A 16,106-nucleotide genomic window follows, 5' to 3' on the forward strand; every position below is an offset into this window, starting at 1 on the left:
GTCTCGGGGGCGGCACGGTCGGCGCCGCCCCCGAGATCACGGGGTGATGCTCAGTACTTGCGGTCCGCCAGAACGGCCTTGGCCGCATCCGCCGAGTCGAATGCCTCGCTCGGAACGATGATGTAGGACTCGACCGAGTCGCCGGCGAGAGCCTTCTCGACGACCTCGAGTGCGGTCTCACCGAACAGCGGGTTGTACTCGTGCACGTAGCTGAGCTGACCGTCGGCGAGCGCCTGCATCGCGTTCTTGGTGCCGTCGATCGTGGCGATCTTCACGTCGGTGCCGATGACCAGACCGGCTTCCTCTGCGGCCTGGGCTGCGCCGAGACCCATCTCGTCGTTCTGGGCGAAGACGAACTGGATGTCGTTGTTGTTGGCCTTGAGCATGGTCTCGAAGACGCTCTTGCCCTCTTCGGCCGACCAGTTGGCCGTCTGCGCGTCGACCTTCTTCAGCGTGGAGCCCTCGAGGCCCTCGTCGAAGCCCTGGTTGCGCTCGTTCACGACGCCGACACCGGCGGGACCCTCGAGGACGACGTAGTTGCCGCCGTCGGGGAACTCGGCCGCGGCCCAGGTCCCGACCTCCTTGGCGACCTCGATGTTGTCGGGAGCGATGCGGGTGACGTACATGCTCGTGTCATCGGGCTCGATACCGCGGTCGAGCAGGATCACCGGGATCTCTGCCTCCTGGGCGAGCTTGAGGGAGTCCTCCCAGCCGCTGGCCTCGGTCGCCGACAGGAGGATCACGTCGACGTCCTCGTCGACGAACGACGTGAACGCGTCGATCTGCGACTTCTGGTCGAGGTTCGTGGCGGGCGCGTACTTCAGGTTGTACCCGGCCTCTTTCGTGAACGTGTCCTGGATGTTGCTCTCGTTCGCCTGGCGCCATGCACCCTCGGGGCCGACGGCGACGAAGCCGACAGTGGTGAGCTCGCCCGAGTCGCCGGAGTCACCGGCGTCGTCGTTTCCTCCGCTCGAGCATGCGGCCAGGCCGAGCGCGAGCGCGCCGACGGCGACGAGCCCCAGAACTGTACGAGTGCGCTTCATTGCAGACATTTGATCTCCTCCTCGAGATTCCGGGTCGTTTCCCGGGGGTGGACCGTGCCGGTCCGGATGTGATGACGGGACACCTGGAGGGCGTCGCGCGGTTCATGTTACCGGGAACAATTTTCGGAACACAAGCGCTTCTGATGATTCGGGGACGGTTCGTGATGAATTCGTTGTTACCGGACACATCTCAGTCGTCCAGCGGATCCAGTTCTGCGGCGATCAGCTCCACGACGCTGTCGACCGTCACCGCGGGGCCGTTGCTGAGCTCGCCGATCTTGTCGCGGTCTTTGAGCACGACGATCCGGTCGCTGAGGCGCACGACCTCCTCGAGCTCAGAAGAGATGAAGACCACTCCGACCCCATCCCCGGCGAGCTGGCTGATCCGTCGCTGGATGTCGAGCTTCGCCGCGATGTCGATGCCGCGGGTGGGCTCGTCGAGGATCAGCACGTGCGGTCTGGTCGCCAGCGCGCGCGCCAGCAGCAGCTTCTGCTGCGTGCCCCCGGAGAGGTGACCTGCGGGTCTCCCGAGATCCGCAGGGTCGAGGTGCAGCGTCTCGATGTACGTTTCGGCGAGCGCCGCGATCTCCGACGGCGACAACGGTCTCGTCCATCCCCGCAGCGCCTGCAGGGAGAGCACGATGTTCTCGCGCGCACTGAGGTCGGCGATGATGCCGTCCGTTCTCCTGTTCTCGACCGACATCGCGATACGGCTCTTGAGCGCAGCCGAGGGACTCCGCAGCTGCACGCGTTCGCCGTCGACCCTGAGCTGACCGCTGTCCGCACGGACCGACCCGCCCAGCAGCGAGGCCAGCTCGGTGCGCCCGGAACCGCGAAGTCCCGCGAGCCCGACGATCTCTCCCCGATACACGTCGATGTCGGTCGGGTCCAGTTCCCCGCGGCGACCGACACCCGTCGCCCGCAGCGCAGGTTCTCCGTCGGCTGCATAGTGATGCGCCTTGCGCTCGGAACCAAGCGCGCGCAGCGCCTCGAGGTCCTTGCCCAGCATCTGCGAGATGAGGTCGGCGCGCTCGAGCTCGCGCGTAGGGGTCTCGGCGATCCGACGCCCGCCGCGCAGCACCGTCATCCGGTCGCTGATCGAGAAGGCCTGCTCGAGGAAATGCGAGACGAACAGGATCGCGACTCCGCGGTCGCGCAGCCCTCTGATCACCCGCATCAGCAGATCGACCTCGGCACGGTCCAGGCTCGACGTCGGCTCGTCGAGGACGAGGATCCGCGGATCGTCGACCATCGAGCGTGCGAGCGCGACCAGCTGCTTCTGGGCGGGCGACAGCATCGTCATCGGCGTCCGCGGATCCATATCGTCCAGACCGAGTCGAGACAGCGCGTCCGCAGCGTCCGCCCTCGTGCGCTTCCAATCGATACCGAAGCGTCCGCGTCGTTCGCGTCCGAGCATGACGTTCTCCGCCACGCTCAGTGTCGGACCGAGCTGACCCTCCTGGAACACCGTCGCTATGCCGGCCGCCCTCGCATCGGCGACGCCCGAGAACCGGCGCTCCTCCCCCGCCACGACGACGGTTCCGGCGACCGGGGTGCGCGTTCCGGTGATCACGCCGATCAGCGTCGACTTGCCGGCGCCGTTCTCGCCCATCAGCGCGTGCACCTCGCCGGGGAACAGCCGGAAGTCGATGTCGTCGAGCGCGACGACATCGGAGAACTCGACGCGGATGCCGGTGAGTTCGACGATCGGGGTGTGAGCGTGCGGTGCCATCAGCGCACCAGCCGGGGAGCGGCGCTGGAGCCGCGGGCGACGAGTTCGGTCGGGATGCGGGTCAGCTGCGGCAGCTCGCGCTCTTCGAGAGCCGCGCGGAGCATCTCGACGACGGCGGCGCCGAGAGCGGCGAAGTCCTGTCTGACCGTCGTCAGCGGCGGCAGGAAGTGGCGGGCGAGCGGCACATCGTCGAAGCCGACCACGCTGAGGTCCTTCGGAACCTCGAATCCCCGGTCGTGCAGGCCGTGGATGAGACCGATCGCCATGTCGTCGTTCGCGACGAACACAGCCGTGTAGTCCGGCAGCCGGGTGAGTCCTTTCGCGAAGTCGTAGGTGAAGTCGGCGGTCCAGTCGCCCACCACGATCGGACGCTCGCGGATGCCCCAGGACTTGGCCCTGGTGTGGAATGCGCGTTCCCGGGCTCTGGCGTCGAGCCAGTCGAGAGGACCCGCGATGTGGAGGATGTCACGATGCCCGAGGGCGACCAGGTGATCGACCACCAGCGAGGTGCCCGCGTGCTGATCGACCGACACCGTGAGGAAGGTGGGATCGGCATCCGCCTTGACGACGAGCATGGGCACGTTCAGCGAGATGCGCCGGAGCGCCGCGACCGACGACGACCGGGGAGCGATCACACACAACGCGTCGACACCCTGGGTGGTGAGGTTGTCGACCGCATCCTGCGGCGACAGGGTGTCACCCTCATGCAGGGCGACGGCGCTGACCGAGTAGCCCGAGGTGCGCGCGGCCATCTCGACGGCGCGGAGAATGCTGGTGGGCCCGAACGACACGGCACTCTCGATAATCACGCCGATACGGTGCGTGCGCTGGGTCGCGAGCGCCCTGGCCACCATGTTCGGCCGATAGTCGAGCTCTTCGATCGCCTCGAGCACGCGCCGACGAGTGTCCGGCTTGATGTTCGGATGGTCGTTGAGCACCCGAGACACGGTCATGTGCGAGACGCCGGCGAGATCCGCCACGTGGCGGAGACCGGGTTTGTCGGAGCCGAGGCTGGCCATGAGCACCTCCGTCGGTCCCGCCTGCAGAGATGTTACCGAGAACAGCGTCAGCCGTGCAATCGAGCGGTGCGGCGCACCGGACCCCACCGCGCACGTCGGCGAGGCCCGCTCGTCTGACGCGCGCGCTCCGGTGCGCGTGGAGGTCAGCCCCGCGGCGCGGCGGTCGAGGCGCGGACGCGGAGTTCGGGCTGGATCAGCTCGCGCGCCTCGATCTGCTCGCCCTCGATCGCGGCGAGCAGCTCGCCGATGACGACCTCGCCCAACAGCGCGAAGTGCTGACGCACCGTGGTCAGCGGAGGCTGGTAGTGCCGCGCGTCCGGCACGTCGTCGAACCCGACCACGCTCACGTCCTCCGGCACGCGGATGCCGCGCTCCGCCAGCCCGTGCATGAGCCCGAGTGCCATCTGGTCGTTGGCGACGAACACCGCCGTCGCCTCTCCGAGCTCGAGCTCGCGGCCGAAAGCGTATCCGGAATCGGAGGACCAATCGCCGATGAGCGGCGGCACGACCGGCAACCCCTCCGCCTCGAGCGCCGCCTGCCAGGCCTCGGTCCGCGCCTTCGCATCGAACCAGTCGGGCGGGCCGGCGATATGCAGGATCGTGCGATGCCCGAGGTCGATCAGATGACGCACCGCCGCCGTCGCCCCTGCTCGCTGGTCGACCGATGCCGTGTGCATCTGCCCGTCGGGCTCTTCCTTGACGACCAGGGTGGGCACCGCGATCGCCTGCCGGCGCAACAGATCGAGCGAAGAGGCACGCGGCGCGATCACGCACAGAGCGTCGACGCCCTGAGTGACGAGTTCGACGACACCGGCATCGACCCGGCGACCGTCGGCATCGCCCACCGAGAAGCTGCTCACGGCGTAGCCGCTCTGCCGGGCAGCGACCTCGATCGCCCGCAGGACACTGCTCGGTCCGTAGAAGCCCGGGTTGTCGACGATCACGCCGATCCGCATCGCCCGGTTGGTCGCGAGGGCGCGCGCTATCGAGCTGCGGGTGAAGTGCATCTCGTCGATCGCGGTCATCACCTTGTCTCGGGTGGACGCGCGGATGTTCGGGTGACCGTTGAGCACGCGCGACACCGTCATGTGCGAGACTCCCGCACGCTCCGCCACGTCATAGATGCTCGGCTTGCGAGCCCCGGCGGCAGATGCGGAATCGGTGGTCATGAAGCCCCCCTCGCACGATGACCGCGAACGGTACAACGATAGTGCGCGAAAGCCCGCCTCGTCCTGCTGCGGGGGCAGCAGGACGAGGCGGGCCGGGAGAGGCCGGTCACCGCCCGGAGGCGGCGACCTCACCTCATTCCGTCTCGGTCTCCATGACCGAACGGCCTCGACGACGCAGCATCCAGAAGGCGGATCCGAGCGCCAGCAGCAGCGCACCGATCCACGCCGCCGTCAGCGACGCACTCGCATCGCCACCGGTGTTCGCGAGGGAGCCGTCTGTACCTCCGGTTCCACCCCCGGTGGAGGGACCACCGTCGGTGCCGCCGTCAGTACCGCCGTCGGTGCCGCCGCCCGTGCTCGCCCTGGTGACCGTGAGCGGCAGCCGCGCGAGCTCCGTCTCACCGTCACGCAGCACGATGTGGTGCGCACCCGCCGTCGTGTCGGCGGGGACCGTCACCGTCGCCTCGATCCGGCCATCCGCCGTCGTCGCGGTCGCGAGCGCACGATAGGTGCTCTCGATACCGATCTCGACCTCGTCGGCCGTCACGCCGGTGGCGGTCACGGTGACCTTGCCGCCCGCGGCGACCGTCGAGACCGACAGCTGCGCGCTCAGCTCGGCGCCGGGGCTGTCGTCGATCGCGGTGAACGCCCAGTTGTCGACCTCGAACAGGTCGGTCTCGGCATCCGTGCCCTCGGCACCGGCGAAGACGAAGAACACGTCGTGCTCGCCCGTGGCACCGGTGACCTCGGCCTCGACCGTGGTCCACTCTCCGACCGTGCCGTCGACGGGGATCTCCGCCACGACGGGGCCGTCGACGTCGTCCAGACGCACCTGGATGCTGCTTCCGGCGACCAGCGGCTTCACCTTCGCGGACACCTTCTGTGCGCCGGAGCCGAAGTCGACACCGGAGATGCCGGAGAAGTCCCCGTCATCGACGCCCGAGAGCACCATGTTTCCCGAACCGTTGTGCTCGGGGAACTCGACCGAGGCGGCATCCGTCTTGGTCGTGGTGACGCCCAGCTGCCAGGCCAGGGTCTCCGCCTCGAAGGTGCGGTACGGGTCGAAGCTCTCGACCTGCTCCACGCCGGCCTTGGTCCCGACGACCGGCTTGATGGTGCCGTCCGCGTTGAACTCGAGCTTGTCGATGTGCACCGAACGGTAGCCCTGCGTCGAGCCCGGAGTTCCGAGCGCTGCCGCCCACGCCGCCCCGCGCGTCTGCGCGTGGTAGGTGAAGTAGGTCTCGCCCTTGTACGTGAACGTGTCGGAGTGGTTGTTGCCGCCGTTGCCCGCTCCGAAGAACGTGCCCTGGTTCTGGAATGCCACACCCGCGTACTCCGAGGAGCCGAGCTTCATCGGGTCATCGGTCATCATGTACGCGATCGCACCGCGCGACGGGTACAGCCCCGGCGCCTCGTTCACCTGGAAGTTCGACGAGTACGAGTAGTAGTACTTGCCGTCGCGCTTGAACATGCTCGAGGCTTCGAACATGCCGGGGGCGTCGATCTCGACCGGGTCGCCGTCGAGGGTGACCATGTCATCCTGCAGCTTCACGACTCGGGTCGACTTCGGATTCTGCGGTCCCTGCACGTTCGGCGAGGTGCCGATCTGCGAGTTGCCGCCGAAATACAGGTATCCCTGTCCGTCGTCGTCGATGAAGACCTCCGGGTCGAAGAGCCACATGCCTGCGGGGAACCCGCCTTCGGCGATGTAGTCGCGCGACACCGTGTCGGGGATGATCTTCTTGCCCAGCGGGTCTTCCCAGGGGCCCAGTGGCGAGCCGCCGACGACGACTGCCGTGCCGGTTCCGCTGTCGCAGAAGTAGAGGTAGACCTTGCCGTCCTTCTCGATCGCGGCCGGAGCCCAGGAGTTGCGCGCCCACGGGGCGGCACCGCCTTCGCGAGCGATCGGCACCGCGCCGTGATCGACCCAGTTGACCATGTCGGTCGTGGACATCACGTTGAGCCGGGTGATGCCGCCGTAGCCGTTCGACTGCGTCGGCAGACCGTTCTCGTCCTTGCTGTTCAGGTCGTACTGCTGGGTGTCATCGGTCGAGTAGATGTAGAGACGACCGTTGTAGACGAGGTGGTGCGGGTCGGCGCCGAACTTGTGCCCGACGAGCGGGTTGTGGTCGCCGATCGGCTTGGTCTGCACCTTCTCCAGGCTGGTGAAGGCGGGGACCTCCGGAGCATCCGCGATCTTGACGAGCGAGAGCTCGTCGACCGAGAAGTCCTGCAGGGCCTCGGAACCCCACGGAGTCTCCACGAACAGCCAGCCCGCGGCGACGTGCTTGGCCTCTGCCGTGAACTCCTGCGAGAACGTGCCCCATTCACCCTTCGTGAAGGTGTGCCCGTAGTCGGCGCAGCCGTTGAAGTTCGTGGGGCAGAACGTGAAGTTGAACTGCTGGGTGGCGTTGCCCTCGTCGTACTTGAGCGTGCCGGTGAGCCGGTAGGAGGCGCCGAGCTCGATCTTGTCCGCGACGCTCGCGAACGGACCGGACTGGGTGTTCTCCCGGCCGGTGACCTTCAGGGCGTGCGCGCCGCTCGCCGCGTCGTCGCTGAGGCTCAGCCTGCCGCCGCGGGTGTTGGTCCAGCCCGTCAGGTCGGAGACGAACCGACCGTCCGGCAGGAGGTTGCCCGGCACCGCCGGCGGCTCGGTGACCGCGGGGGCCCCGTCGTCGGTCTTCAGCGAGACGTCGTCGATCACGAACGACTGCACGTCGGTGTTCCAGGGCGTCTCGACGAACATGATGTCGTAGTCGGCCGACAGCGGCGTGAACGTCTTCTCGACCGTGGACCACTCGCCCGCCGTCGCCGTGGTGGAGGCCACGACGTCGCAGCGGCTTCGCGTCGAGGTGCACAGCACCACGTTGAAGTTCTGGGTGGCACGGCCGGCATCGAACTTCAGCGAGAGCGAGAGGTCATAGGACTGATCGGTCTTCAGCAGGCCGGTCACCGTGGCGGTGGGACCGGACTGGAAGCTGGAACGATCACCGATCGCGAGGGCCTTCGCACCGGTGCGAGCATCCGTGCTCGTACTCAGCGTGCCGCCCAGGGGAGCGGTCCATCCCGACACCCCGCTCTCGAAGGTGCCGTTCTCGATGATGTCCGTCGGCGCGGCGAAGGCCGCCACCGGCAGCCCCACGGCGGTCACCGACGAGGCGATGAGGGCGGCGACCCCCAGCAGCGCTGCGGGGCGCGATACGGATCGGCTGCGGTGCCGATCGGTGGATCTGGGACGTGATTTCACTGGTGTTCTCCTTGTGGATCGGTTCGCTCGAGGGCGCGCGGGCGCGCTCCGATGGCGGCCCCCTCACGGGAGGAGGCCGCCGAGGATGGTGACCTCAGGCGAAAGTGGTTGCGACCGAACGCCCGACGAGGTGGATCGCCACGGGACGGGCTTCGGTCCCCTTATGGGGTCGATGGGTTCAGGGCGCACCGCCGCGGGCGCACCGGACACCGCGCACGCCGCTCCGCGAGTGGGGGTGCGTCGCGTCGCACGACGTCTGCAGGCGGGGAGGACCGGCGTCCTCCGGGTGCGCTCAGCGCGGCTGTCGGGGCTGCCTCTGCCGGGATCCGCGCGCCGGGCGACGGCGTGCAGCGCGATGCACGTGTCGGCAGAGATGGGGACCGGCGACGCTGTTCATGCACTCTCCTCGTTGAGAAGCCGGAGCCGCGCGCAGAGCAAGTCCGGCGGGCCCGGCGGGCCGTGTGTGATGATCACCACTGGACTGATGTTACCGGTAACAGATTCCGGAACACAAGACTTCTTCCCCGATTGGTCGCCGATCCGGGATCCCGACCGCTGCCTCGGCTACAGTCCGAGGCGCTCCAGGTACGGGTTCACCAGGCGGCGCTCGGGGTCGTAGCGGGCGGCGAGCGCGGCGAAGTCGTCCCATCGCGAGTACCGCGAGCGCGTCTCGGCACCGTCGAGCGTGAACACCTTGCCCCAGTGCGGGCGGGCGGTCTCGGGCAGCGCGGCCTCGATCGTCGGCAGCAGGGCGCGAACCGCGGCCTCGTCGGGCTTCCAGGTGAAGTGCAGGCCGACGGCATCCGCCCCGTACGACGAGCTGAGCCACAGGTCATCCGCGCGCACGGTGCGGATCTCGTTCACCAGCAGCAGCGGCGCGATCTGCCCGGCGAGGGTACGCACGGCCTGGATCGCGGCGACCGCATCCGCACGGGGCACGAGGTACTCGCTCTGGATCTCGGCGCCGGCCGACGGGGTGAACTCGAGCTTGAAGTGCGCCAGCCGCTCGAACCAGGGACCGGACACCCCGAGCTGCTCGGTGCACGCGACCGGGTCGACGCCGAGGATCGGATGCCGCTTGCTCACCGCCGGCACCGCGCCGAGCTTCTCGAACAGCGACTCCCGCGCGGCCTCGCGCGCCTCGGGCTGCCGCTGCTTGACCCAGATCTGGTCGACGAAGTCGGTGCGCTCCCAGGTCGAGAACAGGCTCACACTGGTGCCGATCGAAGTCACGTCGTCGAAGTCGGCGAGCACGGCATCCCAGTCCGGCCGCTCGAACACGTGCTGGGCGACCTCGTACGTCGGCTCGACGTCGAGCGTCACGTCGAGCACGGCGCCGAGCGCGCCGAGACTCACGACCGCACCGTCGAAGTCGGCGTCCCCGCGCTCGAGCGTTCGCGTCTCGCCCGACGGCGTGAGGATCGTCAGGCCCCGGACCGCACTCGCGAGCGAGCCGATCGCGTCGCCCGAGCCGTGCGTCCCGGTGGCAACCGCCCCGGCGATCGAGATGTGCGGCAGCGAGGCGAGGTTGGCGAGCGCGAGCCCCTCGGCCTCGAGCCGCGGCGCGATGTCGCCGTAGCGCGCGGCGCCTGCGACCTTCACCGCCGTGCGGTTCGAGTTCACCTCGAACACCGTGGGCAGCCGGTCGAGCGCGATGAGCACACCGTCGGTGTCGGCGATGTCGTTGAAGCAGTGCCGCGACCCGAGGAAGCGCACCGGTCCGCCCTCGCCGAGCAGGGCACCGAGCTCGTCGACCGTCTCGGGATGCGCGATCGTCGAGGCCCGGTAGGTGAGGTTGCCTGCCCAGTTGCGTTCGGTGGTCATGGCGCCATGATAGCCAGGGCAGCGGCGACTACATCGATGTACTCCATCCGCCCCCGGCCTCGACGCTAGGCTGACCGGATGACAGCGCAGCCGCCGCCCCGCGCCACGATGAAGGATGTCGCGGCCCTCGCCGGGGTGTCGACGAAGACCGTCTCGAACGTGGTCACCGGCACGGTTCCGGTCAACGAGAGCACGCGGTCGAAGGTCGAGTCCGCCATGGCGCAGCTCGACTTCGTGCCCAACCTCAGCGCGCGGGGGCTGCGCAAGGGACGCTCCGGGATCATCGCCGTCGCCCTCCCCGACCTCGCCACCGCATTCTCGGCCGAGCTCGTGCACCGCATCGTCGAGGCCGCGCACGAGCGGGGTCTCGCCGTGCAGATCGAGGAGACGGCATCCGAGCCCGAGCGCGAGAAGGAGCTGGTGTCCCGCGCGCGGGCGCACCTGGTGGACGGCCTGATCCTCAACCCGATCCGCCTCGAGGACAGCGTGCTGAAGTACGCCGACCGCCTCCCGCCGCTCGTGGTGATCGGCGAGGTCGAGCAGAACCGCGCGGACCACGTGCGCATCGACAGTCGGCAGGCCGCCGCCGACGCGACCCGCCATGTGCTGTCCCGAGGCGCGACACGGATCGCGGTGGTCGGCGCCGACGACGATCCGTCGATCGCCACGGCCACCAGCCGCCTGCGGCTCGAGGGCGTGCACGATGCGCTGCGCGAAGCGGGCATCCCCCGGGATCCTGCTCTCGAGATCAACCGGCTGCCGTGGTCGATGGGCGGTGGCGCGGAGGCCGTGCGCATGCTGCTCGACCGTCGCGTGCCCTTCGACGCGATCGTCGCGTTCACGGATTCACTCGCGCTCGGGGCGCTGCACACGCTGCACGACAACGGCATCCGCGTGCCCGACGACGTGATCGTGACCGGCTTCGACGACGTCGAGTTCTCGCGGTACACCTCGCCGGCTCTCACCTCGGTGGCGTTCGATCGGCGGGCGTTCGCGATCGCGGCGCTCGGTCTGCTCGAATCGCGCATGGACGACCGGGCAGCTCCCCCGCGCGCCCTCACCCTCTCGCATCACCTGCTGGAGCGCGCGAGCACGCAGGGTCGCCCGCGCGGCTACCGTCCCTGACACCTGTGTGCGCCTGGGCGCCGATCTGATGCTTGCGCGGTCGATTACATCGATGTAATGATGAGGCGACCCCCGCACAGTCACGAAGGAGTGACGATGACACCCCCACTCGATCTGTCCCGCCGGCAGTTCCTCAGCGCCGCCTCGCTCGCCGCCGGCACGGCGCTGCTCGCCGGTTGCGCGCCCGGTACGACCCCCGGCTCCGGCCCGCAGACCCTGCAGTTCTGGCACCTGCTCTCCGGCGGTGACGGCGTGACGATGTCGTCGCTGCTCGACCAGGTCAACGGCGCGCAGTCCGCGTTCCGCATCCGCCCGACCGTGCTCGCCTGGGGCACCCCGTACTACACGAAGCTCGCGATGGCGGGCGCCGGCGGCCGCGCCCCCGACGTCGCCATCATGCACGCGACGCGCACGGTCGGCTGGGCACCCGGCGGCCTGCTCGACACCTGGGACCTCGACCGTCTCGCCGAGCTCGGCGTCGACAGCACGAAGTTCCCGAAGCCGATCTGGGAGAAGGGCTTCGTGGGCGACGACATGTACAGCGTCGCGCTCGACGCCCACCCCTTCGTGATGATGTTCAACACCGACGTGTGCGATGCCGCCGGGGTCCTCGACTCCGACGGAAAGCTGCAGGAGACGACCTCGCCCGAGGAGTTCCTCGACCAGCTGCGCGCCGTGAGCGGCACCGCCTCCGGACACGCCCTCTCGTACGGCTACCTCGGCGACGGCGCGCAGATGTGGCGCCTGTTCTACACCTTCTACGCGCAGCACGGCGGCGCGATGGAACTGCCCGCCGGCGGCCCGGCCGTGATCGACAAAGACGTCGCGATCGAGTCGCTCACCCTCATGCAGACACTGCTCGACGGCGAGATCGCGGCCGCCCAGAACGACTACGGCAGCGCCGTCGCCGAGTTCGCGACCGGCAAGAGCGGCATGCTCTTCACCGGAGTCTGGGAGCTGCGCACCATGCAGGCCGCCGGCATCCCGTTCGACGCGACCATGATCCCGACGCTCTACGGCACCCCGGCTGTCTACGCCGACTCGCACTCCTTCGTCCTCCCGCACCAGTCCAGTGCCGACCCTGTGCGGCGCGATCTCACCTACGAGTTCGTCGCCGACATGCTGAAGAACTCCTTCGGCTGGGCCGAGGCCGGCCACATCCCCGCGTTCCTCCCCGTGACCGAATCCCCCGAGTACGCCGACCTCGTCCCCCAGGCGAACTACGCCGAGGCAGCGCAGCACGTCGTGTACGACCCGACCGCGTGGTTCACCGGCTCGGGCTCCAACTTCCAGGCCGAGTTCGGTGCCGCCGTGCAGAACGTGCTGCTCTCGGGCGACGACCCGGCAGCCGCGATCGACCGCTTCGAGGCACGGGTGAACACCCTGCTCCGACAGCCGAACCCGGCAGACCCCGAAGGGACGTTCGGATCATGACCTCCGCCACCGACTCCACCCGCACGATCGTCACCGGGTCGCGCACCACCCCGCGCGGTCGCCGCGCTGGCTCCCGCAACCGCGAGCAGCTCATCAGCTGGGTCTTCCTCGCACCGTTCCTCGTGGCCTTCGCCCTGTTCCTGGTCTGGCCGATCATCCACGGATTCATCCTCAGCTTCACCGACCAGTCCCTCACCGGGGCCGGCGGCTCGTTCATCGGATTCGCCAACTACGCGGAGGCGTTCGTCGACCCGAAGATGTGGCAGTCGATGGGCAACACCGTCTGGTTCACGCTGCTCTCCACCGTGCCCCTCGTTGTGATCGCCCTCGCGATGGCGGCCCTCGTCGACCGTGGCATCCCCGGTCAGTGGCTCTGGCGTCTGTCGTTCTTCATGCCGTTCCTGCTCGCCTCCACCGTGATCTCGCAGATCTGGGTCTGGATCTTCAACCCCCAGGTGGGCGCGGCCAACAACATCTTGGAGTTCTTCGGTCTCGAGCCGCTCGCGTGGTTGCAGAACCCCGAGACCAACATGCTGTCGATCGTGATCGCGACCGTGTGGTGGACGGTCGGCTTCAACTTCCTGCTCTACCTCGCGGCCATGCAGAACATCCCGCCGCAGCAGTACGAGGCCGCCTCCCTCGACGGCGCCGGCGCCTGGCGCCAGTTCTGGTCCATCACGCTCCCGCAGCTGGGACCGGCGACGGTGCTCATCCTGATCCTGCAGATCCTCGCCTCGCTGAAGCTGTTCGACCAGGCGTATCAGATGCTCGGCGGGGTCGCGAGCGACACCACCCGCTCGATCGTGCAGTACATCTACGAGGCCGGTTTCGTCAGCTACCGGTTCGGCTACTCGGCCGCCATCTCCTACGTCTTCTTCGCTCTCATCGTCATCCTCGGCGTCGCGCAGGCCCTGATCACGCGCCGCCGGAAGGAGCAGTTCTGATGTCCACCGCCACCGCATCCCCCCTCGCCCCCACCGCAACCGAGACGATCACGACGGCGTCGTCGCGTCGCCCCCGGCGCTCGCACCTGCCCGGCCAGAAGCCGTTCGGGCCGCTCCGCATCACCGCGTTCGTCGTGCTGCTGCTGCTCGCGATCGGCTGGCTGCTGCCGTTCCTCTGGGCGGTCGCGACCGCGTTCAAGACCGAGACGGATGCCGCATCCGGCGACCCCGGCTGGATCGGCGCGAGCGGACCCACCATCGAGGCGTTCACCGCGATCCTCTCGCAGGGCAACGTCTACACCTGGGCGCTGAACAGCCTGCTCACCTCCGTGGCGATCACCGTGATCACCCTGGCGATCTCGGCTCTCGCGGCCTATGCCTTCTCACGCCTGGACTTCACCGGCCGCAAGTGGCTGTTCGTGGTGATCATCGCCTCGATCGTCGTGCCGCCGCAGGTGCTGATCATCCCCCTGTTCTACGAGATGCTCGCGTTCAACATGGTCGACACCTACTGGGGTCTGATCCTGCCGCAGGTCGTGGCCCCGGCGATGGTGTTCATCCTCAAGCGGTTCTTCGACGCCATCCCGATCGAGCTGGAAGACGCGGCGCGCGTCGACGGCGCCGGCCGGTTCCGGATCTTCTGGTCGATCGTGCTGCCGCTCTCCCGTCCGATCATGGCCTCGGTCGCGATCTTCGTGTTCATCAGCGCGTGGAACAACTTCCTCTGGCCGTTCCTGGTCATCAACGACACCACCCTGATGACGCTGCCGGTCGGACTGCAGACCGTGATCAGCGCCTACGGCGTGCAGTACGCCCAGGTCATGGCACAGGCCGTGCTCGCGGCGCTGCCGCTCATCATCGTGTTCATGATCTTCCAGAAGCAGATCGTCAAGGGAGTCGCGACAAGCGGCTTCGGCGGTCAGTAGTCCCCCACCCGGCTCGAGAGCCAGAAATCTAGGAGAGCAATGTCTCAGGCCCGCATCACCATCGACCGCGACTTCACGATCGCCGACGTCCCCCGGAGGCTCTTCGGGTCGTTCGTCGAGCACATGGGGCGCTGCGTCTACACCGGCATCTACGAGCCGGGGCACCCGCAGGCCGACGAACGCGGCTTCCGTCAGGACGTGTTGGCGCTGGTGAAGGAGATGGGACCCACCGTGGTCCGCTACCCCGGCGGAAACTTCGTCTCGGGCTACCGCTGGGAAGACGGCGTCGGCCCGGTCGAGGACCGCCCGGTGCGCATCGACGGCGCCTGGCACACGATCGAGACGAACGCCTTCGGCCTGCACGAGTTCATGGACTGGGCGAAGGAGGCGGACGTCGAGGTGATGGAGGCCGTCAACCTCGGCACCCGCGGCGTCGAGGAAGCGCGCGCACTCGTCGAGTACGCGAACCACCCCGGCGGCACGTACTGGTCGGACCTGCGCCGCAAGAACGGCGCCGAGCAGCCCTTCGACATCAAGCTGTGGTGCCTGGGCAACGAGCTCGACGGCCCCTGGCAGATCGGCGGCAAGACCGCGACCGAATACGGGCGGCTCGCCCAGGAGTCCGCCAAGGCGATGCGTCTGGTCGACCCGTCGATCGAGCTCGTCGCCGTCGGCTCGTCGGGGCGGACGATGCCGACGTTCGGCACCTGGGAGCACACGGTTCTCACCCACGCCTACGACGAGGTCGACTTCATCTCGATGCACGCGTACTACCAGGAGCACGACGGCGACGCCGAGTCGTTCCTCGCCGAGTCCGTCGACATGGACGCGTTCATCGAGGGTGTCATCGCCACGATCGACGCGGTCAAAGCGTCCGGCAAGCACACGAAGCAGGTCGACATCTCGTTCGACGAGTGGAACGTGTGGGACCAGGTGAAGTACAACGACGTCGAGGCGAAGGAGATCGAGAAGGCCGGGTGGCGCCAGCATCCGCGACTCATCGAAGACACCTACTCGGTGACGGATGCCGTCGTGGTCGGCACGCTGCTCAACAGCCTGCTGCGCCACGGCGACCGCGTGAAGATCGCCAACCAGGCGCAGCTCGTGAACGTGATCGCCCCGATCCGCTCGGAGGAGAACGGTCCGGCCTGGCGGCAGACCAGCTTCTGGCCGTTCGAGCGGATGGCGCGGCTCGCGAAGGGCCGCATCCTGCGCCTCGCGGTCTCGGCTCCGCAGATCGAGACGAAGCGCTACGGCGGGGTGGACGCGGTCGATGCGGCCGCCACCTGGGACGAGGCGACCGGCCGCGTGGTCGTGTTCGTCGCGAACCGCTCACTCGACGAGTCCAGCGATCTGACGATCGACCTGCATGGACTCGGCGACCTGCGCGTCGTGAACGCCGAGACCCTGACGATCCCGGAGGGCGGCGACCGCCACACCTCGAACCTCGAGACCGCCCCCGACAGCGTGCACATGGTGCCGCTCGGGGCGGCCGAGGTCGTCGACGGCGCCGTGCGTTCGACGCTGCCGCCGCTGTCGTGGTCGGTCATCGAGCTCGACGCCGCTCGGGCCTGAGACGTCCGGCGGGCTCGGCGACCTCGAGGTCGCCGAGCCCGCGGGACGCACGCGGTCACGGCGCTCAG

Annotated in this window: 11 protein-coding genes; 5 read left to right on the plus strand and 6 right to left on the minus strand. The window is 68.5% G+C overall.

Annotation, left to right across the window (positions count from 1 at the left end):
- Positions 1-50: 50 nt before the first annotated feature.
- From HCX50_RS01375 to HCX50_RS01400, 6 genes are all read right to left on the minus strand, one after another.
- Positions 51-1,052 carry a substrate-binding domain-containing protein gene (locus HCX50_RS01375; RefSeq protein WP_091032086.1) on the minus strand — a complete coding sequence of 334 codons (1,002 nt, stop codon included), beginning with the start codon at positions 1,050-1,052 and terminating at the stop codon, positions 51-53.
- A 181-nt stretch (positions 1,053-1,233) separates the two neighbouring features.
- Positions 1,234-2,775 carry a sugar ABC transporter ATP-binding protein gene (locus HCX50_RS01380; protein WP_091032089.1) on the minus strand — a complete coding sequence of 514 codons (1,542 nt, stop codon included), beginning with the start codon at positions 2,773-2,775 and terminating at the stop codon, positions 1,234-1,236.
- Positions 2,775-3,794: a LacI family DNA-binding transcriptional regulator gene (locus HCX50_RS01385; RefSeq protein WP_091032091.1), complete on the minus strand. Its 1,020-nt coding sequence runs from the start codon at positions 3,792-3,794 to the stop codon at positions 2,775-2,777. The genes HCX50_RS01380 and HCX50_RS01385 overlap by 1 nt, the downstream gene beginning before the upstream one ends.
- A 143-nt stretch (positions 3,795-3,937) precedes the next feature.
- Positions 3,938-4,963: a LacI family DNA-binding transcriptional regulator gene (locus HCX50_RS01390; RefSeq protein ID WP_091032094.1), complete on the minus strand. Its 1,026-nt coding sequence runs from the start codon at positions 4,961-4,963 to the stop codon at positions 3,938-3,940.
- A gap of 133 nt (positions 4,964-5,096) precedes the next feature.
- Entirely contained in the window at positions 5,097-8,210 is a 3,114-nt protein-coding gene (locus HCX50_RS01395) for a carbohydrate binding domain-containing protein (protein WP_337748908.1), read from the minus strand.
- A 564-nt stretch (positions 8,211-8,774) separates the two neighbouring features.
- Entirely contained in the window at positions 8,775-10,034 is a 1,260-nt protein-coding gene (locus HCX50_RS01400) for an FAD-binding protein (protein ID WP_167632746.1), read from the minus strand.
- A gap of 78 nt (positions 10,035-10,112) precedes the next feature.
- Between HCX50_RS01400 and HCX50_RS01405 the strand changes: the two genes are divergently transcribed.
- The 5 genes from HCX50_RS01405 to arfA all read left to right on the plus strand — a co-directional run bounded on the left by HCX50_RS01405 (position 10,113) and on the right by arfA (position 16,038).
- Entirely contained in the window at positions 10,113-11,159 is a 1,047-nt protein-coding gene (locus HCX50_RS01405; protein WP_167632747.1) for a LacI family DNA-binding transcriptional regulator, read from the plus strand.
- 96 nt (positions 11,160-11,255) lie between these two features.
- Positions 11,256-12,593: an extracellular solute-binding protein gene (locus HCX50_RS01410; RefSeq protein WP_167632748.1), complete on the plus strand. Its 1,338-nt coding sequence runs from the start codon at positions 11,256-11,258 to the stop codon at positions 12,591-12,593.
- A complete protein-coding gene (locus tag HCX50_RS01415; RefSeq protein ID WP_029264409.1) occupies positions 12,590-13,537 on the plus strand; it encodes a carbohydrate ABC transporter permease in 948 nt (315 codons plus the stop codon). The genes HCX50_RS01410 and HCX50_RS01415 overlap by 4 nt, the downstream gene beginning before the upstream one ends.
- Positions 13,537-14,463, plus strand: coding sequence for a carbohydrate ABC transporter permease (locus tag HCX50_RS01420; protein WP_105711679.1), 927 nt, complete (start codon positions 13,537-13,539; stop codon positions 14,461-14,463). Before HCX50_RS01415 ends, HCX50_RS01420 begins: the two co-directional genes overlap by 1 nt.
- A 39-nt stretch (positions 14,464-14,502) precedes the next feature.
- Positions 14,503-16,038 (plus strand): arabinosylfuranosidase ArfA, encoded by a 1,536-nt coding sequence (gene arfA, locus HCX50_RS01425; protein ID WP_167632749.1) that lies wholly within the window; start codon positions 14,503-14,505, stop codon positions 16,036-16,038.
- Positions 16,039-16,106: the final 68 nt, after the last annotated feature.

It is taken from the genome of Microbacterium sp. B19(2022) (assembly GCF_012030385.1).
Lineage (GTDB): Bacteria > Actinomycetota > Actinomycetes > Actinomycetales > Microbacteriaceae > Microbacterium > Microbacterium oxydans_B.